Consider the following 20316-nt stretch of genomic DNA (forward strand, 5'->3'; position numbering starts at 1 on the left):
ATACACATGGATTACTCAGGAGGATGCCGAATGGACCGTTCCGCCCGCGCCTTCTGGCTCCGCTCTCCCGGCCTCGGTGAGATCCGGGACGCCCAACTGCCCGAACCCGCCGAGGGCGAGGTCGTGGTGCGAACACTCTTCTCAGGGGTGAGCCGCGGAACCGAGACGCTCGTCTTCCGGGGAGGCGTGCCGGAGAGCCAGCACGCGGCCATGCGGGCGCCCTTCCAGGAGGGCGACTTCCCCGGCCCGGTCAAGTACGGATACCTGAACGTGGGCGTGGTGGAGGCGGGGCCGACCGATCTCCTCGGGCGGACCGTCTTCTGTCTCTATCCGCACCAGACCCGGTTCGTCGTCCCGGCGAGCGCCGTCACTCCCGTGCCCGAGACCGTGCCCGCCTCGCGCGCCGTACTCGCCGGAACCGTGGAGACCGCCGTCAACGCCCTGTGGGACGCGGCACCCCTGATCGGCGACCGGATCACCGTGGTCGGCGCCGGCATGGTCGGCGCGAGTGTCGCCGCGCTCCTGGCGCGGTTCCCCGCGGCCAGGGTCCAACTCGTCGACGCCAACCCGGCACGCGCCGAGATCGCACAGGCCCTGGGCGTCGACTTCGCGCTCCCGGCGGACGCGGCCGGGGACCGAGACCTGGTCGTCCACGCCAGCGCCACCGAGGCAGGGCTAGCCCGCTCCCTCGAACTCCTCGCCCCGGAGGGCACCGTCCTCGAACTGAGCTGGTACGGCGACCGCAAGGTCAGCCTGCCGCTCGGCGAGGCGTTCCACTCCCGCCGCCTGGTGATACGCAGCAGCCAGGTCGGAACCGTCTCCCCGGCCAGGAGCGCCCGCCGCACTTACGCCGACCGCCTCGCCATCGCCCTCGACCTGCTCGCAGACCCGGCCTTCGACGCCCTGATCACCGGCGAGTCCTCCTTCGATGAGCTACCGGAGACGATGACCGGGCTCGCTGCGGCAGACTCGACGGAGATGTGCCATCTCGTCCGCTACGACGCAACCGCGCCCCTCAGGGGCGCGGGGAACGGCGCGACAAGCCCCCACTGACCCGCAGTCACCAACTCACCCCCACCCACACCGAACCCAACCGCCCCACCCAGCGGAGCGCGTCGTCCGAAACTCCGAGCCGAACCCCCTGAACACGGAGAACGGACCGGCCGTACTACACGGCACGCCCCGGCAAGAGGGGTCAGACGCGCCGCACCTGGAGGGTCGTCCGTTGTTCAGCATCACCGTCCGCGATCACCTGATGATCGCCCACAGCTTCCGCGGAGAGGTCTTCGGACCCGCGCAGCGCCTGCACGGGGCGACGTTCCTCGTGGACGCCACGTTCCGCCGCGCCGAGCTGGACGACGACAACATCGTCGTCGACATCGGACTGGCCACCAGGGAACTCGGGGAGGTGGTGGCCGAGATGAACTACCGGAACCTCGACAACGAGCCGGTGTTCGCCGACACCAACACCTCGACGGAGTTCCTGGCCAAGGTCGTCGCCGACCGCCTCGCCGAGCGCGTGGAGAAGGGTCTGCTGGGCGAGGGAGCCCGCGGCCTGGCCGGCATCACCGTCACCCTTCACGAGTCGCACATCGCCTGGGCGAGTTACGAGCGTGCCCTGTGAACCACAACGCCGACATCATCCCCATGTCCCTGCGCGCCATGCACTTCGTGATGCCCGGCGGAGTGGACGACCCGACCATGCCCAGCGGCGGCAACGTCTACGACGCCCGGGTCAGCCTCGACCTCCCCGGCTTCGGCTGGCAGGTCCACAAGCACGCCATCGACGGCAGCTGGCCCCAGCCCGAGGCCCCGGCCCGCGCCGAACTGGCCCGCACCCTCGCGGACCTGGCCGACGACACGGTCGTACTCCTCGACGGTCTCGTCGCCTGCGCGGTCCCCGAGATCGTCATCCCGGAGGCCGAACGGCTGCGCCTGGTCGTCCTCGTGCACCTGCCGCTCGGCGACGAGACGGGACTCACGCCCGCGCTGGCCGCCGACCTGGACGCCCGGGAGCGCCGCACGCTGCGCTCCGTGCCCGCAGTCGTCGCCACCAGCGAGTGGGCGGCCCGCAGGCTCGTCGCCCACCACGGCCTCGCGCCCGACCGGGTCCATGTCGCCTCGCCCGGCGCCGACATCGCACCCCTGGCCTCCGGCACCGACGGCGTCTCACGGCTCCTGTGCGTCGCCTCGGTCACCCCGCGCAAGGGACAGCACCGACTGGTCGAGGCCCTCGCCGCGGTCACCGACCTGCCCTGGACCTGCGTCCTCGTCGGCGGCCTCGACCACGACCCCGAGTACGTGGCCGGGCTGCGGGCCCTGATCGCGCAGCACGGCCTCGGCGACCGGCTGCACCTGGCCGGCCCCCAGTCCGGCGCCGCGCTCGACGCGAGCTACGCCTCCGCCGACCTCATGGTCCTCACCTCGTACGCCGAGACGTACGGCATGGCCGTCACCGAGGCGCTCGCCCGCGGTATCCCCGTGCTGGCCACGGACGTCGGCGGGCTCCCCGAGGCCGTCGGGCGCGCGCCCGACGGCGGGGTGCCCGGGCTCCTCGTGCCGCCGGAGAACCCCGCGGCCCTCGCGGCCGAACTGCGCGGCTGGTTCGGCGAGGCCGACGTACGCCGTCGCCTGAAGGCCGCCGCGCGCGCCCGCCGGGCCTCCCTCGGAGGCTGGGCCGCCACGGCCCGGAGTCTGTCGGGTGTCCTGGGGCGACTGAAGAGCGAGGCAAGGATCGGGGCGGCATGAGCGGTACGAGCACGACGCCGCCCGGGATTCCGGGGCACGGCACGACGACGGCCGAACCGGGCCTCGACGAGGAGACGACCACCGCCTCGCTGGGACGTGGTGAGGGAACGCACACGGCAGGGCGGGGACACGACGAGATGACGACGACCGAGACCGAGCCCGCGGTGCCGAGCCAGGGGCGGGCCGGCCAGGGACGGGACACAGGAACGATTCGGCTCGGTGACCGCACTCGCGGCGAGGCCACCGACGACACGACCCGCTACGCCCCCGAGTGGCTGGAGCTGCGTGAGCCCGTCGACGCGGCCGCCCGCGCGGCCGAGCTCCTCGACCCGCTGCGGATCCGGCTCGCGAACCTGCCGGGGCGTGGCGGGCTCGTCATCCACGACCTCGGCTGCGGCACCGGCTCCATGGGCCGCTGGCTGGCGCCCAGGCTCGACGGACCCCAGCACTGGGTGCTCCACGACCGTGACCCGTATCTGTTGCACTTCGCGGCGGTCGGGTCGCCCCGGTCGGCCGCCGACGGCAGCCGCGTCACCGTGGAGACACAGCGCGGCGACGTCGCCCGGCTGACCGCGGACGCCCTGGCCGGCGCCTCCCTGGTGACGGCCTCAGCACTCCTTGACGTCCTCACGCCGGACGAGATCGAGGCCCTGGCCGCGGCCTGCGCCGGAGCCGGCTGCCCCGCGCTCCTGACGCTCTCCGTGGTCGGACGCGTCGAACTCACCCCGGCCCACCCGCTGGACGACGAGATCGTCGACGCGTTCAACGACCATCAGCGGCGCGGCGATCTGCTCGGCCCCGAATCGATCAACGCGGCCTGCGACGCCTTCGCCCGGCACGGCGCGACGGTCCGGGTGCACCCGAGCGCGTGGCGTCTGGGCCCGGACGAGTCCGCGCTGACCGCGGAGTGGCTGCGCGGCTGGGTCGGCGCGGCCGTCGAGCAGCGCCCGGAACTGGCCGCGCGCGCCGACGCCTACCTCAAGGAACGCCTCGCGGCCTGCGAGGCGGGCGAGTTGAACGTGGTGGTGCACCACAGTGACCTGCTCGCGCTGGCCCGCCCGACAGGGGGAGCCTGATGAGCACGCCGGCGATGGCGGACGAGGCACAGTCACTGGCCGTCCTGGACGACGAACTGTCGTCGGCGGTCCGTGACGGCGGTGCGCGGCAGGAGACCGGACGAGCACGCCTCGACGGTGATGACGGAGAGCACGGCGAGACCGGGTCGGTTCCCGCCGACGCGACGGCGGGCACGCCCACCGCGGGTCCGCGCAGGGTCCTGGCCCGCGTCACGGGTCCCGTCCGGGCCCGGCTCAACTCCCGCGTCCTGCGCACCCACTTCGGCACCATCGCCGGCGTCGTCATTCTCACCGTGCTCACCTGGCGGCTCGGCACCGGGGTCTTCCTGGACGGCCTGCGCCGGATCGACGGCCCGACGCTCCTCGTGGCGCTCGGCATCGGCCTGCTGACCACCGTGTTCAGCGCCTGGCGCTGGTGCGTGGTGGCCCGCGGGATGAAGCTCAGGCTGCCGCTGGGCCCGGCGATCGCGGACTACTACCGCGCGCTGTTCCTCAACGCGGCCCTGCCGGGCGGTGTGCTCGGTGACGTGCACCGCGCGGTACGGCACGGACAGAGCGCCGGTGACGTCGGCCGCGGAGTGCGCGCGGTCGTCCTGGAACGGGTCGCGGGACAGGCGGTCCTGGCCGTTGTCGGCGTGACCGTGCTGCTCACCCTGCCCTCGCCGGTACTGACCGAGACCCGGCACCTCGCCGTGCTGCTGGCCGCCGTCTCGCTGTGCGGGGTCGTCACCGTGGGCGCGGTCCGCAGCAGGGGCAGGGCGCCGCGCGCGTCGCGCCGCTACCGGGCCGTGCGCGGCGCCCTCACCGAGGCGCGCGGGGCGCTGCTGGCCCGCGGGAGCTGGCCGGGCGTCCTGATCTCGTCCGTCGTGGTGCTCGCGGGACACGTCCTGATGTTCCTGCTCGCGGCCCGGGCGGCAGGCTCGACCGCGTCCGCCGCCGTGCTGGTGCCGCTGGCGCTGCTCGCCCTGATCGCCATGGGGCTGCCGCTGAACGTCGGCGGCTGGGGACCCAGGGAAGGCGCCACCGCCTGGGCGTTCGGCGCGGCGGGCCTGGGCGCGACCCAGGGCCTGACCGTGGCCGTGGTCTACGGCGTGCTCAGCTTCGCCGCGAGCCTGCCCGGTGTCGCCGTACTGGTGGCGCGTTGGTACGCGGGGCTGCGGCGCCCGCAGGAGAGCACGGCCGCCGAGCCGGGCCCGGACTCGCACCTGGAGTCACCGGCGCCCCGGATCTCGGCCCGCGCGGAGGGAAACGGGGACACTCAGTGCCGATCGACGACCGCAGGAAGCCCGGTCTCCGATGTCAGCAGGGAGAAGTACGCTCCGAAGGAGTCGGCCAGCGAGGCGAGGAGTTCCTTCCCCTTCTCGGCGGACGCCCTCGAAGGGCGCCCGATGACACCGGACTTGGTATAGGCCGACATGCCCAGCGTGAGCAGTTGCCGGCGGTCGTCGGCCTCGAAGTCGGAGGTCTCGTAACCCGGCCTTACCAATTCGGGGTGCCTGTGCAGCAGAATGGAGGTCTCTATTTCCCCCGCGTGCATATCGGTGAGCAACGAGGTCTGTATCCCGGCCTGTTCGCGCGCAGCCTCCCAGTCCTCCGCGGCCGGGAAAAGAGCCATCCGGGCACCGGCGGCCGTGGATTCCTGCACGACATTGCCCAATACGTAATTGCCGCCATGTCCATTGACCACGACGAGGGTGTCCACACCGGACCGACGCAGCGAGTCGGCGATGTCACGCACCATCGCATGGAGCGTCACGGAGGAAATGCTCACCGTTCCCGGCCAGGCCGCGTGTTCGTGCGAGCAGGAGATCGTCACCGGAGGAAGGAGGTGAACGGGGAATGCGGCAGCGACCTCTTGGGCTATCGCGCACGCGACGAGCGTGTCCGTCGACAGCGGAAGATACGCACCGTGCTGCTCGAAGCTGCCCACGGGAAGCACGGCGACCTGCCGGGCGGCACCGGCACCTCGTGCGCGTACGTCTTCCGTGGTGTCTGTCGGCAACTGCCCTGACACTGTGAGCCGTATTTCCGAACCGCCCGAATTGCCCATTTTCTCGCGACCTTTCGTCTCTGCTTAGGAACCAGAATCATGACAGAAATAGATGGCGTACTCGCCGGGAAAGCCCACTCCGCCGGTGTCGAGCGGGTCGTGAATGCCCCGCTGCCCACGGTGTACGGCGATTTCCAGGCCGTCGGCTACCTGGACCGTACCCGCGGAGACGAACAAGTGGCTCTGGTCTTCGGTGACATCCAGAAAGACGGAATGCTCACCCGGCTGCACTCCGAGTGCCTCACCGGTGACGCTTTCGGGTCCCGGCACTGCGAGTGCGGTCCTCAACTGTCCACCGCACTGCGGGAGATCGTGGCCGAGGGTCGCGGCATCCTCATCTATCTGCGGGGCCACGAGGGCCGCGGTATCGGCCTGCTCGCCAAGCTCCAGGCGATGAAGCTCCAGTCGGAGGGCCTCGACACCGTCGAGGCGAACCTCGCGCTCGGGCTGCCCGTGGACGCCCGCGACTACGGCGTGGCCGCGGAGATCCTGCACGACCTCGACGTCCGCTCCGTGAGACTGCTGTCCAACAACCCGCGCAAGCGCGAGGCGTTGCTCCGCAACGGCATCAAGGTCGACGCGCAGGTCCCGCTGCTGATCCCGCCCTGCGAGGACAACATCACCTATCTGCGCACCAAGCGGGAGCGCCTGGACCACGACCTGCCGCACCTGGACGCAGTCGTGGGTCACCGCGTCTGATCCGCCTGAATGACCTGGCCGTCCCGCGCGCCACGCGTCCCCAGTGGCGCGCGGGGCCGGGCAGCGGTGTGATCAGGAGGAGCGTCACCCGGACGCCCCGGCCGCGGTGACATCCGCGCGGACAGGGGAAGGGAAGAGGGATGACCGACGACGTCCTCCACCTCTCCCGCGACCAGGTGGCCGCCCTGCTCGACACCGACACGGCGATCCGGTCCCAGCGGGCCGCCTTCACGGCGCTGGGCGACGGCACCGCCGAGCTGCCCGGCAAGATCATGCATCCGAGCGGGTTCGACGACAGTGTCGTGTTCGCCTACCTCGCGCGGCTGTCCGCCGACACCGGGGCCGTCGCCAAGATCGGCAGCGTCAACCCGGGCAACGCGGCCGCCGGACTGCCGACGATCCACGCCGTGATCAACGCGCTCCACCCGGTCACCGGGCAGCTCGTCGCCGTCATGGACGGCACGACGGTGACGACCCTGCGCACGGCCGCGGCCAGTGCCGTGGCCTTCGACGCACTCGCCACGCCCGACGCCGCCGAACTGGGCCTGATCGGCTCCGGCACCCAGGCCCTCGCGCACGCGCGCTCCGTCGCCCGGGTCAGGGACCTGAGAGCCGTACGGATCTGGAGCCCGTCCCCGGACCGCAGAGCACGGGCGGCCCGGCTCCTCGCGGCCGAACTCGGCATCCCCGTCAAGGCCGTCGACTCGGCCGAGGAAGCCGTGGCCGGGCTGCCCATGGTCGCAGCCTGCACGCTCAGCAGCACGCCCGTCGTCCGGGGCGAGTGGCTCGCGCCGGGCTGCACGGTCGTCAGCGTCGGATCCTTCGAACCCGGCCGCAGCGAGGTCGACACCGAGGTCGTACGACGGTCCGCCGCCGTCGTCGTCGACGACCCCGAGACCGCGGCCGAACACGCCGGACCGGTAGTGGACGCACTGCGCGCCGGAACGCTCGGCCGCCAGGACCTGATCCCGCTCGGCGAGGTACTCACCGGCCGCCGCGAGGGACGTACGACCGAGCGGGACATCGTCTACTACAACAGCGTCGGCATCGGCATCCAGGACGCCGCCGCGGCCTGGGCCGTCATCGACGCCGCCCGCGACCAGGGGGTGCGCTCATGACCGGTGTTCCCGGACGCGCGGGGGTCGTCGTCATCGGCGGCGGGGTGATGGGCACGAGCATCGCGTACCACCTGGCACGGGCCGGAGTGCCGGACGTGGTGCTCGTCGAGCGGGACGAACTCGCGTCCGGGTCCACCTCGCGAGCCGCGGGCGGAGTGCGCGCACAGTTCTCCGACGAGCTCAACATCCAGCTGGGCGCGCGCAGCCTGGAGGCGTTCGCCCGCTTCGGCGAAGAGACGGGCCACGACATCGGACTGCACCGCGTCGGCTACCTCTTCCTGCTGTCCACACCGGAGGAGGTCGAGGCGTTCGAGGCCGGGGTGCGGCTGCAGAACGGACTCGGTGTGCCCAGCCGCATGCTGGACCCGGCCGAGGCGCGCCGCCTCTCGCCGCTGATCACCACCGACGGACTGCTGGCCGCCGCCTTCTCCCCGGACGACGGCCACTGCACACCCGAGGCCGTGGTGCACGGATACGCGGCCGCCGCCCGCCGCCACGGCGTCGAGGTCGTACGCCACTGCGAGGTCACCGGCATCGAGACGCGCGGCGACGACATCACGGCCGTCGTCACCGCGCTGGGCCGGATCGACACGCCGGCCGTCGTCTGCGCTGCGGGCGCCTGGTCCCGGGCCGTCGGCGCGATGGCCGGCGTGGACCTCCCGGTGGAGCCGCTGCGCCGCCAGATCGCCGTCACGGAACCGGTCCCGGACCTCCCGCCCGGCCTGCCCATGACCATCGACTTCACCAGCAGCCTGTACTTCCACACCGAGGGCCCGGGCCTCCTCGTCGGCATGTCCGACCCGGACGAGACCACGGGCTTCGCCACCGAGACCCACGACCGCTGGATCCCCCGCCTCTGCGAGGCCATGGAGCACCGCGCACCCACCCTCCTCGACCTGCGCAGGACGGGCGGCTGGGCGGGCCTGTACGAGATCACCCCCGACCACAACGCGCTGATCGGCGAGGCGAGTTCGGTCTCCCGCTTCCTGTACGCGACCGGGTTCTCGGGGCACGGCTTCCTTCAGGGGCCCGCCGTGGGCGAGGTCGTCCGTGATCTCTTCCTGGGGCATGATCCCTTCGTCGACATCACCCCGCTGCGTGCCGAACGGTTCGCCGCCGATGCCCTGAGACCGGAGGTCAACTGCGTATGACCGAGCTCCACTTGTGGCTGCGCCACGAGACCCGTACGACCGAGCGGCGCACCCCGATCGTGCCGTCCGACGCCCGACGGCTCGTCGAGAACGGCGTGACGCTCACCGTCGAGGACTCCCCGCAGCGGGTCTACCCGACCGGGGCGTACGAGGAGGCGGGCGGCCGTGTCGTCGAGGCGGGCTCCTGGGTCGGCGCCCCGGCGGACGCGGTGATCGTCGGACTCAAGGAACTCCCGGACGGGCCAGACGAGTTGAGGCACCGCCATGTCTTCTTCGGGCACGCGTACAAGGCGCAGCCCGGAGCGGAGGCGCTGCTGCGCCGGTTCGTCGCCGGGGGAGGGGCGCTGTTCGACCTGGAGTACCTGGTGGACGACAACGGCCGCAGGCTCGCCGCCTTCGGCTACTGGGCGGGTTATGTGGGCGCGGCCCTCGCGGTACTGCACCACCGGGGCAGGCTGAGCGCTCCTCTGCGGCCGACCTCCAAGGAGGAACTGGACGCCGAACTCCAACCGGCCCTGGGTGACTCCGATTTCGCCTCGCTGGTGATCGGCGCGCTCGGCCGCTCCGGACGCGGTGCGCGCGTGGCGCTCGCCGAGGCAGGGCTCGACCCCACCTGCTGGGACCTCGCCGAGACCCGCGACCTGGACCGAGGGGCCCTGCTGGAGCACGAGTTGATGGTGAACACCGTGCTCACCACCGGGCCGAGCACCCCCTTCCTCACGGACAAGGACCTGGAAGAGCCGGGCCGCCGGCTGCGCACGGTGTGCGACGTGACCTGTGACGTCGGCTCCCCCTACAACGTCCTGCCGGTCTACGACACGGTCACGGACTGGACCGACCCCGTGCGGCGCCTGCACGAGCGGCCCGCCCTCGACCTCATCGCCATCGACAACCTGCCGTCCCTGCTGCCCAAGGAGGCGAGCGCGGACTTCTCTGCGGCGCTGACGCCACAGCTCCTGGAGTTCGGGGTGGCCGGGGCGTGGGGACGCGACCTGGACCGGTTCCACGAGACCTGCCGTGAACTCGGCCTGACACAAGGGGAGTTCCGCGATGCCTGACACCGCCGCCCAACCTGCCGGCGTCCCCGCCTCCGGTACCGTCCACTGGATCGGCGCGGGCCTGTCCACCGGCAGCGGGCTCGCCGCGCTGTGTGACGCGGCCGACCGCGTACGTCTGTGGCACCGCACGGAGGAGAGGGCCGCCCAGAGCCTGGAGACGCTCGGCCTCACCGGCCGCGCCGAGCCCCGCGCGTACACGCTCCCGGCCCTGACGGCGGAACTCGCGCCCGGCGACGTCGTGGTCTCGATGCTGCCGGCCCCCGAACACGCGGGGCTGCTCGCCGCGTGTGTGAGCCGCGAGGCCCACTTCGCCTGCTCCAGCTATGTCTCGGAAGCGGTCCTGGACCAGGTCCCCGCCGCCAGGGCCGCCGGTGTCGTCGTCCTCACCGAGGCGGGCCTCGACCCGGGCATCGACCACCTCTTCGCCCACAGCCTCATCGCCCGGGCCCGCGCGGAGATCGGCGCCGACACGGTCGCCGAAGTGAGCCTCACCTCGTACTGCGGCGGCATCCCGGCCGTCCCGAACGATTTCAGGTACCGCTTCAGCTGGGCCCCGGCGGGCGTCCTCAACGCCCTGCGCTCGCCCGCCCGTTACATCGAGGCAGGCGCCGAGACCACGGCCCCGCGTCCCTGGGAGGTCACGCGCCCCCATGTGGTGGACGGCGAACCGTTCGAGGTCTACCCCAACCGCGACAGCCTCCCCTTTGTCGACCAGTACGGACTGCCCCCGGCCTGGAAGCCCCAGACCTTCGTCCGAGGCACCCTCCGCCTCGACGGCTGGCTCGACGCCTGGCAGCCGGTCTTCGCGGAACTCCGCCAGGGCGACGACCGTCGAATCGCCGCCCTCGCCCAGGAGTTGGCGGCCCGTTACCCGACCACGGACGCCGACCGTGACCGCGTGGTCCTCGCCGTGTCCCTGGACGTACGCGACGGTTCGGACCGCACCTGGTCGGGCCGCTACCTGCTGGACCTGGAGGGAGACGCGGAGGAGAGCGCGATGGCGCGGTGCGTGTCGCGGACACTGGCGCTCGGGGTGCGCCGGATCCTCGGCGACGACCTGCCGCCCGGCCTCAACCGGGCGGCGGAGACGGCCGAAGGGTCCGAGGACTGGCTCGCCGAACTGGCCAGCGACGGCGTCGACTTCACGCTGCGGACGGGGGAGCCCTCCTGACGTCCGGGCGGGCACTCCGGACGCGACCTGCCGCTACGGTTGATCCTTCAGGGCGTCGGGAACGGGGAGTGCGGGATGCTGGAGCCCATGTCGGTGGCCGCCGTGGCGGGTGTGCTCGGGGCTGTGGGCTCCGGGATGGCCAACGAGGCCGGGAAGTGGGCCTGGGAGTCGGCCGGCGGGCTCGTACGGAGGATCGCCGGGCGTGAGGTGGCCGCGCCCGCGAACCCCGCCGAGGTCGAGGCCGTGGCACGGGTCGTGCACGAGGGGGTGCTCGGTGATCCCCGACTCGCCCGCGCCTGGGCCGAGTTCGCGGGCGGAGTACGGCCGCCCGGCGGCACGGTCGGGCGGCCCTGTCTGCCCCCGTCCATACGGTCCTTCACCGACCGGCGGGACGCGCTGAAGCGGCTCGACGAGGAGGCCCGGCGCAAGGCCGACGGCCGGCCCCGGCTCGCCCTGCTGTACGGGCCGGAGGGCATGGGTGTCACCACACTCGCCACCCACTGGGGCGTACGGGCGGCCGAGCGGTTCCCGGACGGCCAGATCCATGTGGACCTGAGCGGCGGCGGCACCGGCACGCCCCTCGACGCGGCGCGCGTGCTCGCCGAGGTCCTGCGGCAACTCGGCCTGCCGGACGAGGAGTTGCCGCCGGGCTTCGCCGAGCGGCAGGAGCTCTTCCGCCGGTACGCGGCCGACCGGCGACTGCTGGTCATCCTCGACCACGCGCGGTCCGCCGCCCAGGTGGAGCCGGTGACCGGCTCGGCGCCCGAGGTGTTCACGATCGTCGGCGCCCGGCATCGTCTGACGGGTCTCGACGCCCTGTCGATTCCGGTGGGGCCCCTCACCGAGCGGGACTCGGAGCGGCTGCTGGCCGCCCTCGTGGACAAGTCCGCCCTCGCGGCCGCCCGCGCCACGGTGCCGTCCCTGCTGGCCCGGTGCGCCGGTTCGCCGTACGCCATCAAGGCCGCAGTGCCCCGTCTCTCCGCAACCGCGCCGGAGGCCCCTGCCGTGTCCCCCGAGACCGATCCCGTACGCGCCGCCGCCGAGGACTCGTACCGGCTGCTGGGACCCGGTGCGGCACGGCTCTACCGGCTGGCCGCGCTGTGCGATCTGCCCGCGCTCGACGCGACGGGAGCCGCACGGGCCGCCGGCCTCCAACCGGCCGAGGCGGAGGGGTGGTTGGCGGAACTCGCCGAAGTCATGCTCCTGGAGCGGGTCGGCGACGGACGCTACCGCTACCGCGAGGGCGTACGTGCACACGCCGAGGCCGCCGCGGCGCGCGAGGACGGGATCGTCGCCTGCTCGGCCGCGATGAACCGGACCATCGAGGGCTACCTGCTCTCGGCCGTGAGCGCGGCACGGGCGGTACTGCCGGAGAGCTGGCGGATTCCGGAGCTGCCCGCCGGGGCGGATGCCGTGCCGTACGCCGACCGGGGCGCGGCACTCGACTCGCTCGCCGACGAGACGGGCAACCTGGTGCGCGTGATGGGCCTCGCCGACGAGTTCGGGGACGCGGACACCGTCGTACGGCTCGGCAGGGCGCTCTGGCCGCTCCAGCTCAAGGCCGGTCATCACGACGTCCTGCTGCCCGCGCTGCGCATCGCCGTACGGGCGGCCGACGAGCGGTTCCCCGGCACCCGCGAGGCAGGGGCGCTGCATGCCCAACTCGCCCACGCCCTCACCGAGTTGCGTCTCTGGGACGAGGCGGAGCGGGAGGCCTTCGCCGCGGCCCGGGACGAGCGGTCCGCAGGGCATCCGCGCGGACACGCCTCCGCCGTCGAGTTCCTGGGGCTGCTCCGGCTGAGGCAATGGCGGTTCCAGGAGGCGTACGACTGCTTCGAGGAGTCGTACGGGATCTACGGAGGGATCGGTCCCGAGGACGAGGGCGCCCGTGATCTGCCGCGTGCCCTGGCCCTGTTGGAACGGCACCGGGGGCGGGCGCTGCGCGGGCTTCAGCGACGGGCCGAGGCGCGCGAGAGGCTGGAGCGGGCGCTGGCGTTCTTCCGGGAGAGCGGCGAGGCCTACAACAGGGCGCGCACCCTCACCGACCTCGCCGAAACCCGCCTGGACGGCGAGGAGTTCGCGGCCGCGCTGCCCCTCGTCGACGAGGCGATCGCCGCGCTCGCTGCAGAGAAGGCCGAGTATCACCTCGCGTATCTGCGGGCGCTGCGGGAGCGGTGCGTCGCCGCCGTCAGGCCGGAGTGACTCATACAGGAGTGACTCATTCAGAAGTGACCCGTACGGAGGTGACCCGTACGGGGTGGACGGCCGCGCCGGTCCGGACGGTCAGGCCTTCGGAGATCAGCTCCTCCACCGCCTTGCCCGCCGCGAGCCAGGCGTGCAGAGCGGAGGCGTATACGGCGGGGTCGGCGGCCGATTCGCCTGTGAGGCGGAGGAGTTGGCCGTCGCGGGTGCGCACCGTGCATGCGGTGGGTGAGGTCACGAACGCCGCCAGGGCGCTGTGCGGGTGACGTAGAAGGGTCTCGGCCGTCCACCGGTCCGGGGAGCCGAAACGGGGATCGGTGGCGGAGCCCTCGCGGAACACCACGTCGGCGATGGCGAGTTGGGCCGGGTCCCGGGTGTCCTCGTGCACGGCCAGGTGGACCTCGCCGTCGCCGGGCAGCCCCGATCGTGGGTCGGCGTACCGCTCCACCGCGACCTCGCCCGAGCCCCGCAGCCATGTCAGTACCCTCAACGGGGCGGTACGGGACGGGGGTTCGTACGGTGGCAGGGGGAGTGGTTCGAGGAGGGCGAGTCCGTCCGGCTCGGGCAGGCCCAGCTGTCCGTAGAGGAGACGGCGCAGCCGGGCCGCCGATTCGCCGGGGTGCGAGGTGGTGAACTCCGCCGGGCCCGGGAGGGGTTGGTGCTCGGACATCAGCGTGTCCAGTTGCGGGCGCAGGGGAGCCGTGGGGTCGAGCCGGGGCGCGTCCCGTACGAAGTCCAAGATCGGTGCGTCGGGGTCGAGCGCGGCCAGGGGCGCCGCGCCCAGGAGTACGGGGGTGCCGAGCGCGGCGGCGTAGTAGGTCACCGAGCCGTGGTCGCCGATCACCGCGTCGGCGGCGAGCAGCGCCTGCCGCCAGCCGTCGATGGGGTCGACCAGGGTGAGGCCGGCCCGGCGGGCGCGGTCCAGCCAGATACGGATCTGGCCGGGGCCGTGCCCGTACCAGATGTTGGGGTGGAGGACGGCCGCGACGCGGTACTCGTCGGCGGGGAGGTCGGAGGTCAGCCGGGGGAGGAGCGCGGGCAGGAGGTCGTCACGGCCGTCACCGAACAACGACTCCGTGTGCCAGGTGGAGCTGAGGAGCACCAGCCGCTGGCCGGGGTGTGCGCCGAGGGCCCGCCGGTACCGCTCGCGATGCCCGCGCGCCGCCAGGACGCGGTCGAAGCAGGGGTCTCCGGCGAGGACCGCCGTGTGCACCGCCTCGGGACAGGCCGCCCGCAGCCGCTCCAGCTGCTCGGGGTGGGACAGCACCAGCGCGTCCACGACAGGCGCCCCGTCCTCGTCGAGCAGCCACTCCCGGGACAGCCCGAACACAGGCACGCTCCCGGCTCCCGGCTCCCGGCTCCCGGCTCCCGGCTCCCGGCTCCCGGCTCCCGGCTCCCGGCTCCCGGCTCCCGGCTCCCGGCTCCCGGCTCCCGGTGTCGCCAGTTTCTTAGTGTAGCCAACCCCATGGGACAATATGGTCAATTGGCATGAAAGCACGGCCAGGTGGCCGCCGAAGCTGGCCGATATCGCCAGCTTCACCGGCAGGCGAACCGCCTGTTCCCACGGCACCACGGGCACATCGACCTTGGCGAACAGCTCCGCGAGACCCGCGCGGAACGCGGACGATCCGGGAGTCGTCGCGAGGAGCTGCACCCGCAGGTCGTCGTGGAACAGCGGCAGGACGTCCAGGAGCCGCGTCGCCGCGGTGACGTTGTGCACGACGAGCAGCACGGGCCTGCTGTCGGCCCGCGTCGCCCAGCGAGCCGCGTCGTCCCCGACCGGCACCCGTATCCAGCCGTCCCGCCCCGCGTCCATCTGGCGCCCTCCCGAAGTCCCAGGCCCCTGGGCCGTGTGGTCGGGCAACGATAGTCAATGACCCGCCGGGCTCTCCTCAGCCGCCGAGCGCCTCGTTCACGAACCCCTTCAGTTCGTGGAAGGAGAGCATCCCCGCAGGCCGCACCTGTGTCATGAGCTGCACGGTGAGATCGTTGCGCGGGTCGACCCAGAAGGTCGTACCGCCCGCCCCGCTCCAGCCGTAGGACCCCTCGCTCTCCGGGGACTCCGTGCGGTCCGCGTCCATCACGACCGAGACGCCGAGGCCGAAGCCGAGGCCCGCGTTGCCCGGCTGGCCGTGGATCGGCTTGCTGCCGAAGGCGTGGAGGTCGGTGGGGAGGTGGTTGGCGGTCATGTCGTCCACGGTCGCGGGGGACAGCAGCCGCACGCCGTCGAGTTCGCCGCGCCGGCGGAGGAACTCCATGAAGCGGTGGTAGTCGCGGGCCGTCCCCACCAGCCCGCTGACGCAGGAGAGCAGCCGCGGGCGCTCGTGCACCGGCGGGCCCGGGATCGGCGCGATCCCGCCGTCCTCGTTCTCCTGGTAGAGGACGGCCAGCCGGTCCGCCCGCTCGCCGGAGGCCCAGAAGCCGGTGTCCGTCATCCCGAGCGGAGCGAAGAGCCGTTCGGAGAGGAACGCGTCGAGCGGCCGGCCCGTCACCACCTCGATGAGCCGCCCGACCACATCGGTCGCGAGCGAGTAGTTCCACTCGGTCCCCGGCTCGAACTGGAGCGGCAGACCCGCGTACACCTCGCAGGCCTCGGCGAGGTCCGCGTCCTTCGGCGCCGTGGTCTCGATGCCGGCCGCCAGGTAGAGGGCGTCCACGGGGTGCGTGCGGTACGCGCCGATGGTCATGCCGGCGGTATGGGTCAGGAGGTGCCGGACCAGGACGGGACCCTCGGCCGGGCGGGTCCTGATGTCGTCGCCCGTGCCGCTCTCGTAGACCTGCGGGTCCGCGAAGGCCGGCAGATGGCGGGAGACGGGATCGTCGAGGTCGAGCAGGCCTTCCTCGTGGAGCATCAGCGCGGCGACGGACGCCACCGGCTTGGTCATCGAGTAGAGCCGCCACACGGTGTCCGCGGTGACCGGAACGCCGGCCTCCCGGTCGCGCAGACCGTACGACGTGAGATGTGCGACACGGCCGTGACGAGCCACGGAAACGAGGTACCCGGGAAGCAGGCCGTCGTCCACGCGACGGGCGTAGAACCGGTCGAGACGGTCCAGCGCCATCGGATCGAGACCGACCTCGACCGGATCCACTTCTTGCTGCAACTGATCCATGGTCTGCCTCCGGTTGACAGTCGGAAAGGGCGGAAACGGGTTGGAAGGGGACTGCGGCAAGAGGTCGGCAACAGGGCGGGGAGATCGGAAAGCGCTACGAGAGTAGCCGTGAGGGGGGTGTCCTCCGAATGGATTTCATGGCCACGGCCGGACATGTTCGACGACCCGTGGTCCGGCGCGCCCAGGCGCCGCCGGACCCGGGGCACCTCAAGGGCGCGCGAGGCGTTCGAAGGGTGAAGGTGTGCGCCAGTGCGCTGAACTGCGGCTCGACCCCGGATCCGTAACCCCCGGACGTGCGTCATAAGAGGCGAATGGCTGCCCCATGCACGCAGGATCGGCCCGGTCGGATCACGTCACGGACCGTACTGGTCCGATGACTACGCTGCGTGAGGCAACCATTCGCCTGTTCGATTCGTATATCTCCGTGGAAGCCCTGCAAACCTGTCAGGCGACGTGACGCCGGAGCGTCACGATCCGCTTCACCGGGTTCGCACCGAGCAAGGAGAACCGATGCGACCGTTCGCGCTCAACTACGCCCGTCCGGCCCAGCAGTTGGAGGTCAGCGTTCCGTATGCCTATGACTCCAGACTGCAGTTGAACGTGCTCCCGGACGGGCGGCTCGCCGCTCATGACTACGCCGTGTTGCGTGAGTTGGGGGCCACCACCTCCACGGCAGGCTCGAAGACCCACTTCGACGACTGAAGCCGGACCCGTAACGATGACGGTTCTGATCCTGACGTGCGAACAGGATGTGACCGCGGACATGGTGGTGGCCGAACTCGACGGGACGGGGGTGCCTGTCGTCCGCCTCGACCCCGCGGACCTGCCGGGCGCCGTGGCCCTGTCGGGGGAGTACGTGCACGGCGTCTTCCGCGGGCATCTGTCCGTCGGCGGCCGGCTGGTGAGCATGAACGGGTTGCGGTCCGTCTGGGTCCGCAGGCCCGGTGTGCCCGCGAGCCGGGTCGCCGAGCCCTCCGACTGGCTGACGGAGGAGTCCGCCCAGGCGCTCTACGGCATGCTGCGCTCCACCGACGCGCGCTGGATGAACCACCCCGACGCGGCCCGGCGGGCCCGGCACAAGCCCTGGCAGCTCCACCTGGCCCAGCTCAGCCGTCTTCCCGTACCCGCCACGCTGATCACCACGTTCCCGCAGGCGGCCCGTGACTTCGCGGACCGCTTCCCGGATCTGGTGGTCAAGCCCGTCTCGGGAGCGCACCCGCAGGAACCGCCCCGGGCGGTCCCGACCAGCAGGGTCGCGCCCGACGCGGACTTCGCGGCCGTCGCCTACGGCCCGACCCTGCTCCAACGGCGGGTGGCCAAGCGGGCCGACATCAGGCTGACCTGTGTCGGCGACCGGATCCACGCCGCCCGAAAGGCGGTCGACCCGGACGCCGACCCCGACGAGGTGGACGTACGGTTCGCCACCTCCGACGCTCCCTGGCGCCCCGTCGATGTGCCGTCACGCATCGCCGCCTCCGTGGTGACCTATCTCAGGGACGCCCAACTGGCCTACGGCGCCTTCGACTTCGCCGAGGACGCCGAGGGCATGTGGTGGTTCCTGGAGTGCAACCAGTCCGGCCAGTTCGGATTCATACAGATCGACTCCGGCCAGCCCATCGCCCGCACGGTCGCCGACTGGCTCTCAGCCCCCGCCCCACCCACACCCCCGACCAACGGCAGCAGAGCCTGGCTCCTGGAGGGCCACTGACACACCGGGGCCGGGGGCGCGCCCCTTCAGGGGCGCGGGGAACTGCGCGACAAGCCCCCACCGGCCCGCAGATGAATCACCACGTCCCAGCGTAGCGCTCTGGCAGAGCGCTCCGCCAAAAGCGACTACGGAACCCGCACAGACAACCCACGCCCCGTGAACACCTGCTCGGCCCGGACCCCGTCCACAGTCACGCTCTCGAACCGCCCCTGCAGCACCCGGCTCTCGACCACAGGAAGAACGGCCCCCCGCCGCGGCCGATAGGAGCCGTCCAGCCGAACAACAAGCCGACTGCCCCGGTCGAGCAGCACACGCCGACTCACTTTCAGAGCCGCCGAGCGATCCCCGTCGAGCGTCACGTCGAGAACAGCGCCGGACGCCTGGGCGTACACCCCCCGCACGTGAAGCGGCGAAGTCGCCCGCAGCGCCCCGCCCTTGACCCGCACGTCACCACAGCCGAGCGCGTCCGCCGAACCGGTCGCGAGGACACCCTCCTCCACCGTGCTGCCGCCGGAGTACTCGTTGTCGCCGGTGAGCGTCAGCGTGCCGCTGCCGCGCTTGACGAGCGCCCCCCGGCCGCCGATGTCGTTGCGCCAGGTGTCGGCGGCACCGAAACCACCGGCGGCGGCGTCCAGCGTGACGCGCACGTCCGTGTCGAAGGCCCCGTACCCGTCGGCGGCTGCGAAGAGGTTGAGCCGCCCCCACTTCTCGAAGCCGTCCAGCAGGACGTAACCGGCGGGCAGCGCGGTCGTCCGCAGCACCTCGCGCCGCTGGGCGGCCGTGAGGTACGGCAGACGCGTCTCCAGCAGGACCTCGGCGCCCTTCGGCACGGTCATGCGGTCGTGCGAGTGCCGCTTGGGCAGCACGTACGTCAACCGGGGCTCCACCGCTGCCCAGTTGGCCGACCGGTCCGCGTACGGGTCGGTGTCCCGGCCCGCCGAGTGCGCGTACGCGTACAGCGTGTCCGCGGTCGTGTCCGTCTTCGCCCGGAAGTACGCGGAGGCCTGGGCGCGTGCCGCCGCCTTGAGGCCGGCGTTCTTCGGGTCGGTGAGGGCCGCCGCCGCGAGGGCCGTGGCGAGGACCCGGCCGCCGATAACGTCCACGGTGTTGTGCATGCCCGCCACGATGCGGGTGTGGGCGAGCTCGGAGGCGCGGGCCACCAGCTCCTGGAACCGCTCGGGGACCGCGTACCCCATGGCCAGCGCCGCCAGATAGAAGGCGTTCGTGTGGCCGCTGGAGAAGCCGCCGTCGTCGGCCGGGTCGGAGCCGCGCTGCCTCAGCAGCTGCGGGACGACCACGACGTCGGACTCGTAGACGGGGAAGCCCTGTTCGTCGGTCTGCCCGGTGGGGACGACCTCGCTGTCCTCGTTCATGCGCCACGGACGCGGGTACTGGTAGGCGACCTTGGAGGGGTTGCTCGACGCGAACGGGCCGCGCACGGTGTCGACCAGCTCGGCGACCTTGCCCAGGTCCGAGGTGTAGGAACCGGCGCCCAGCGCGGAGCCCGCGGGCGCGTCGGCCGGGAGGGTGTCGTTGATCTTGCCCGCCGGGATGCCGTCCGGCGCCGAGGTGATCCCGGTGACGGCCTTCGCCCCGCTCCTGTAGAGGCCGGCGAGCGGGCCCAGGCCGGCGATCACCGCGTAACTCTGGTGCTGGCGGTCCTGGATGAAGGCCGTCCGGGCCTCCGCGTCCGTGCGGCGCCGGGTGACGCGCGCGCAGTACCGCATGTTGGCGCGCAGGACCTCGGGCATCAGCGGCGTGCCGGTGTTCCAGGCCGCACCCGTCTTCCAGATGCGCGCGAAGCCGTCGAGGATGTGCACGGCCGCGTTGGTCTCGGACGTGAGGTTGCCGATGACGTTCGTGGTGTACGAGTCCACGAACGCAGCGGACGCGTTCGTGGCGGCCGAGGCCGTGGCGGCGGGCCAGGCCACCACGGCGGGGCCCGCGACCAGTCCGGCCGAGACGCCCACGGAGGTCCGCAGGAACATGCGTCTGTCGATACCGGATCTGCCACGAGGGGGACGGGGGTGCGCACCGGGCATGGAGGTGCCTCTCCTTCTGGAGTCACAACGGGAGGAACGAGCTCGAAGTGATGAACTCGAAAGCGATGAACCTGAATGCGATGAACCTGAATGCGACGAACTCGCACTGATCACGTGAGCTGAACCCGGGTCTCTGAACGAGAGTTGAACGCGTGGGTGCACCTTGGAGCGGTCAACTCA

16 protein-coding genes and 1 pseudogene are annotated in these 20316 nt (G+C 72.2%); 13 read left to right on the plus strand and 4 right to left on the minus strand.

The window, feature by feature from the left end; genetic code table 11:
- Positions 1-30: 30 nt before the first annotated feature.
- The 5 genes and pseudogenes from ACFWXQ_RS26185 to ACFWXQ_RS26205 form a co-directional block, all read left to right on the plus strand.
- Positions 31-1053 carry a zinc-binding alcohol dehydrogenase gene (locus ACFWXQ_RS26185; protein WP_383950249.1) on the plus strand — a complete coding sequence of 341 codons (1023 nt, stop codon included), beginning with the start codon at positions 31-33 and terminating at the stop codon, positions 1051-1053.
- Positions 1054-1225: 172 nt separating this feature from the next.
- On the plus strand, positions 1226-1624 hold the full coding sequence (locus tag ACFWXQ_RS26190; protein WP_189839644.1) for a 6-carboxytetrahydropterin synthase: 399 nt from the start codon (positions 1226-1228) through the stop codon (positions 1622-1624).
- 23 nt (positions 1625-1647) lie between these two features.
- Entirely contained in the window at positions 1648-2748 is a 1101-nt protein-coding gene (locus tag ACFWXQ_RS26195) for a glycosyltransferase family 4 protein (protein WP_383950285.1), read from the plus strand.
- Complete coding sequence (locus tag ACFWXQ_RS26200; RefSeq protein ID WP_383950252.1) at positions 2745-3824, plus strand: class I SAM-dependent methyltransferase; 1080 nt, start codon at positions 2745-2747, stop codon at positions 3822-3824. The genes ACFWXQ_RS26195 and ACFWXQ_RS26200 overlap by 4 nt, the downstream gene beginning before the upstream one ends.
- Before the next feature lie 14 nt (positions 3825-3838).
- Positions 3839-4879: pseudogene (locus ACFWXQ_RS26205) on the plus strand (lysylphosphatidylglycerol synthase transmembrane domain-containing protein); the annotation flags it as partial.
- 203 nt (positions 4880-5082) lie between these two features.
- Here ACFWXQ_RS26205 and ACFWXQ_RS26210 read toward each other — a convergent pair.
- Positions 5083-5874 (minus strand): creatininase family protein, encoded by a 792-nt coding sequence (locus ACFWXQ_RS26210; protein ID WP_383950255.1) that lies wholly within the window; start codon positions 5872-5874, stop codon positions 5083-5085.
- Positions 5875-5913: 39 nt separating this feature from the next.
- Here ACFWXQ_RS26210 and ribA point away from each other — a divergent pair, with 39 nt between their 5' ends.
- The 6 genes from ribA (at position 5914) to ACFWXQ_RS26240 (ending at position 13273) form a co-directional block, all read left to right on the plus strand.
- Entirely contained in the window at positions 5914-6573 is a 660-nt protein-coding gene (ribA, locus tag ACFWXQ_RS26215) for a GTP cyclohydrolase II (protein WP_383950258.1), read from the plus strand.
- Between the two features lie 140 nt (positions 6574-6713).
- Positions 6714-7691 carry an ornithine cyclodeaminase family protein gene (locus ACFWXQ_RS26220; RefSeq protein ID WP_383950261.1) on the plus strand — a complete coding sequence of 326 codons (978 nt, stop codon included), beginning with the start codon at positions 6714-6716 and terminating at the stop codon, positions 7689-7691.
- Positions 7688-8842, plus strand: coding sequence for an NAD(P)/FAD-dependent oxidoreductase (locus ACFWXQ_RS26225; protein ID WP_383950264.1), 1155 nt, complete (start codon positions 7688-7690; stop codon positions 8840-8842). The genes ACFWXQ_RS26220 and ACFWXQ_RS26225 overlap by 4 nt, the downstream gene beginning before the upstream one ends.
- Positions 8839-9900, plus strand: a complete 1062-nt coding sequence (locus ACFWXQ_RS26230) for a saccharopine dehydrogenase (protein ID WP_383950266.1) — start codon at positions 8839-8841, stop codon at positions 9898-9900. Before ACFWXQ_RS26225 ends, ACFWXQ_RS26230 begins: the two co-directional genes overlap by 4 nt.
- The gene (locus ACFWXQ_RS26235; RefSeq protein ID WP_383950269.1) at positions 9893-11071 is read left to right on the plus strand and encodes a saccharopine dehydrogenase family protein; all 1179 of its coding nucleotides are present in this window, start codon (positions 9893-9895) and stop codon (positions 11069-11071) included. Before ACFWXQ_RS26230 ends, ACFWXQ_RS26235 begins: the two co-directional genes overlap by 8 nt.
- A gap of 75 nt (positions 11072-11146) precedes the next feature.
- Positions 11147-13273, plus strand: a complete 2127-nt coding sequence (locus tag ACFWXQ_RS26240; RefSeq protein ID WP_383950271.1) for a tetratricopeptide repeat protein — start codon at positions 11147-11149, stop codon at positions 13271-13273.
- A 16-nt stretch (positions 13274-13289) separates the two neighbouring features.
- On the opposite strand, the gene ACFWXQ_RS26245 is transcribed toward ACFWXQ_RS26240, so the two are convergent.
- Positions 13290-15089: a hypothetical protein gene (locus tag ACFWXQ_RS26245; RefSeq protein ID WP_383950274.1), complete on the minus strand. Its 1800-nt coding sequence runs from the start codon at positions 15087-15089 to the stop codon at positions 13290-13292.
- A 76-nt stretch (positions 15090-15165) separates the two neighbouring features.
- The gene (locus tag ACFWXQ_RS26250; protein WP_383950277.1) at positions 15166-16386 is read right to left on the minus strand and encodes a serine hydrolase domain-containing protein; all 1221 of its coding nucleotides are present in this window, start codon (positions 16384-16386) and stop codon (positions 15166-15168) included.
- Positions 16387-16896: 510 nt separating this feature from the next.
- Between ACFWXQ_RS26250 and tgmA the strand changes: the two genes are divergently transcribed.
- Both tgmA and tgmB read left to right on the plus strand, forming a co-directional pair.
- The gene (tgmA, locus tag ACFWXQ_RS26255; RefSeq protein ID WP_033325990.1) at positions 16897-17088 is read left to right on the plus strand and encodes a putative ATP-grasp-modified RiPP; all 192 of its coding nucleotides are present in this window, start codon (positions 16897-16899) and stop codon (positions 17086-17088) included.
- 16 nt (positions 17089-17104) lie between these two features.
- Positions 17105-18094, plus strand: a complete 990-nt coding sequence (gene tgmB / locus ACFWXQ_RS26260; protein WP_383950279.1) for an ATP-grasp ribosomal peptide maturase — start codon at positions 17105-17107, stop codon at positions 18092-18094.
- A 125-nt stretch (positions 18095-18219) separates the two neighbouring features.
- Here the strand turns inward: tgmB and ACFWXQ_RS26265 are convergent, their stop codons facing one another.
- On the minus strand, positions 18220-20082 hold the full coding sequence (locus ACFWXQ_RS26265; protein WP_383950282.1) for a phosphatase PAP2 family protein: 1863 nt from the start codon (positions 20080-20082) through the stop codon (positions 18220-18222).
- Between the last annotated feature and the right edge of the window lie 234 nt (positions 20083-20316).

Origin of the sequence: Streptomyces sp. NPDC058697 (genome assembly GCF_042715345.1) — a bacterium.
Taxonomy (GTDB): Bacteria; Actinomycetota; Actinomycetes; order Streptomycetales; family Streptomycetaceae; genus Streptomyces; species Streptomyces liliifuscus.

Coding starts and splice junctions, on each gene's coding strand:
- ACFWXQ_RS26185 (WP_383950249.1), top strand. CDS start 31: ATGGACCGTTCCGCCCGCGCCTTCTGGCTCCGCTCTCCCGGCCTCGGT.
- ACFWXQ_RS26195 (WP_383950285.1), top strand. CDS start 1,648: ATGTCCCTGCGCGCCATGCACTTCGTGATGCCCGGCGGAGTGGACGAC.
- ACFWXQ_RS26200 (WP_383950252.1), top strand. CDS start 2,745: ATGAGCGGTACGAGCACGACGCCGCCCGGGATTCCGGGGCACGGCACG.
- ACFWXQ_RS26210 (WP_383950255.1), bottom strand. CDS start 5,874: ATGGGCAATTCGGGCGGTTCGGAAATACGGCTCACAGTGTCAGGGCAG.
- ribA (WP_383950258.1), top strand. CDS start 5,914: ATGACAGAAATAGATGGCGTACTCGCCGGGAAAGCCCACTCCGCCGGT.
- ACFWXQ_RS26220 (WP_383950261.1), top strand. CDS start 6,714: ATGACCGACGACGTCCTCCACCTCTCCCGCGACCAGGTGGCCGCCCTG.
- ACFWXQ_RS26225 (WP_383950264.1), top strand. CDS start 7,688: ATGACCGGTGTTCCCGGACGCGCGGGGGTCGTCGTCATCGGCGGCGGG.
- ACFWXQ_RS26230 (WP_383950266.1), top strand. CDS start 8,839: ATGACCGAGCTCCACTTGTGGCTGCGCCACGAGACCCGTACGACCGAG.
- ACFWXQ_RS26235 (WP_383950269.1), top strand. CDS start 9,893: ATGCCTGACACCGCCGCCCAACCTGCCGGCGTCCCCGCCTCCGGTACC.
- ACFWXQ_RS26240 (WP_383950271.1), top strand. CDS start 11,147: ATGCTGGAGCCCATGTCGGTGGCCGCCGTGGCGGGTGTGCTCGGGGCT.
- ACFWXQ_RS26245 (WP_383950274.1), bottom strand. CDS start 15,089: ATGGACGCGGGGCGGGACGGCTGGATACGGGTGCCGGTCGGGGACGAC.
- ACFWXQ_RS26250 (WP_383950277.1), bottom strand. CDS start 16,386: ATGGATCAGTTGCAGCAAGAAGTGGATCCGGTCGAGGTCGGTCTCGAT.
- tgmA (WP_033325990.1), top strand. CDS start 16,897: ATGCGACCGTTCGCGCTCAACTACGCCCGTCCGGCCCAGCAGTTGGAG.
- tgmB (WP_383950279.1), top strand. CDS start 17,105: ATGACGGTTCTGATCCTGACGTGCGAACAGGATGTGACCGCGGACATG.
- ACFWXQ_RS26265 (WP_383950282.1), bottom strand. CDS start 20,082: ATGTTCCTGCGGACCTCCGTGGGCGTCTCGGCCGGACTGGTCGCGGGC.